The following is a 1685-nucleotide window of genomic DNA, read 5'->3' as shown; positions in this document are numbered from 1 at the left end:
CTTCTGACATGCCCGGGCACGACCACGTCCCGCGCCTGCTTGTGGATAACTTCTGCGGGCGTCGTGCGATCCGGGTTACCGTGGCCGGGTGACTCTCGCCACCTCCACCGTCCGCGCGCTCGGCGCATTGTCCGCCGGGCTGCTCACCCTCGGGATGCTGTCGGCATGCACTCCAGTCCCGGAGCCCGACCCGAAGCCCACCAAGACGGCGCTGTTCACATCGGACGAGGAGGCGTTCAAGGCGGCGGAGGAGACGTACCGGGCGTACAACGACGCCGGGAATGCGAGACGCAACGGAGCCGAGAGTCCCGACCCGCAAGACTTTCTTGCTGACAGCGCCCTTGCAGCTGACATCCGCGGGCGGCAGGATCTGGAGGCTGCTGGGTTGAAGACCATCGGAACAGCAAAAGTGTCCAATTTCGTCCCCATCGTCGGATCAATCGAGCTGCATGGCGAAAGGCTGGCCGCCGTTGTGTGCCTCGATGCTTCAGGTATCACCACGATCAATGCCGCCAACGAAGACGTAACTCCGATCGACCGACCGACTGTGCTTGCCCAGAAAGTCGAGATGAGGTGGATCGACACAGGCTACGTCATCACGGCCGAACTCGATGAGGATGATGCACAGTGCGCAAGCTGACAGCGCCATTTCTAGCCGCGTTGCTCGTCGCGATAGGCATCTGGATGGTCCCGCCAGCGATGGCAGCTGACCCTAGGTGCTCCAAGGAGATCAAACTTGCGCTGGGTCGATGCCCGAACTCGACCCTGACTAATGGCACCGCGCAGGTCGGGGGCACGAATACCAAAGACGGCTCACAGAATCATTCGTCAGGCCAAGCAAAGCCCGAGAAGAACTCGAAGGGACGAGCCCTCGACTCTCAGTCCTACAAGGAGACCGAGGCGTACAAAAAGTGCGCCGCCATATTCGGCGGAGCGGATTCTGTTTGCATTCCGCGCGGTTCGTATAGCGTCGTCACCCCCGCCGCGCCCGACGGCGTCGTCATCCCGCCCATCACGATCACCGACCTCGCGTCCTTCTCCCCCGCGCCGGGCACCCTCACCGGCGAACCCGACAACCTCGGCGTCGCGGGACTGCCCACCAACTTCACCACCGACGCCGCCGCGCACACCCGCACGGGCACGCTCTTCGGCTATCCGGTCACGGCCCGGTTCACCCCCGCATCCTTCTTATTCCGGTACGGCGACGGACAGACCCGCACCACCACGACCGCAGGAAAGACCTGGGACGCACTGGGCCTGCCCCAGTTCACGCCCACCGACACCAGCCACACCTACACGGAGCGCGGCACCTACCAGGCATCCGTCGACACCCTCTACACCGCCCAGATCGACCTCGGCACCGGCTACTTCCCCATCAGCGGAACCCTCACCATCCCCGGCCCACCGCAGGACATCCAGATCTACGAGGCCCGCACCGCCCTCGTCGCGCACACCTGCGACGAGGACCCGACCGCCGAAGGCTGCCCCACCCGCTGAGCACACGCACGCAGGAGTCGACCCGAGCTACTCCGACGCGTCCGGCGCGTCCACGGCCCCGCCGAACCGGCGATCACGTGACAGGTAGACCCCGATCGCGCGCCACAGCTCCTCGCGGGAGAAGTCCGGCCACAGCGTGTCGAGGAACACCATCTCGGCGTAGGCCGACTGCCAGAGCAGGAAGTTCG

General features: G+C 65.1%; 3 protein-coding genes. 2 read left to right on the top strand and 1 reads right to left on the bottom strand.

Annotated features, from left to right (window positions below; translation table 11 throughout):
• The first annotated feature begins 88 nt into the window (after nt 1–88).
• Together BGN97_RS14035 and BGN97_RS14030 are read left to right on the top strand one after the other, a co-directional pair.
• On the top strand, nt 89–640 hold the full coding sequence (locus BGN97_RS14035; protein ID WP_292702733.1) for a hypothetical protein: 552 nt from the start codon (nt 89–91) through the stop codon (nt 638–640).
• 59 nt (nt 641–699) lie between these two features.
• The gene (locus tag BGN97_RS14030) at nt 700–1497 is read left to right on the top strand and encodes a hypothetical protein (protein WP_292702731.1); all 798 of its coding nucleotides are present in this window, start codon (nt 700–702) and stop codon (nt 1495–1497) included.
• 27 nt (nt 1498–1524) lie between these two features.
• Here BGN97_RS14030 and BGN97_RS14025 read toward each other — a convergent pair.
• On the bottom strand, nt 1525–1685 hold a 161-nt coding region (locus tag BGN97_RS14025; RefSeq protein ID WP_292702739.1), incomplete at its 5' end, for an undecaprenyl diphosphate synthase family protein.

Origin of the sequence: Microbacterium sp. 69-10, from assembly GCF_001897945.1 — a bacterium.
Taxonomy (GTDB): Bacteria; Actinomycetota; Actinomycetes; order Actinomycetales; family Microbacteriaceae; genus Microbacterium.
Note: the sequence above shows the minus strand (reverse complement) of the source record. Positions and strands in the feature narration are given on the sequence as shown.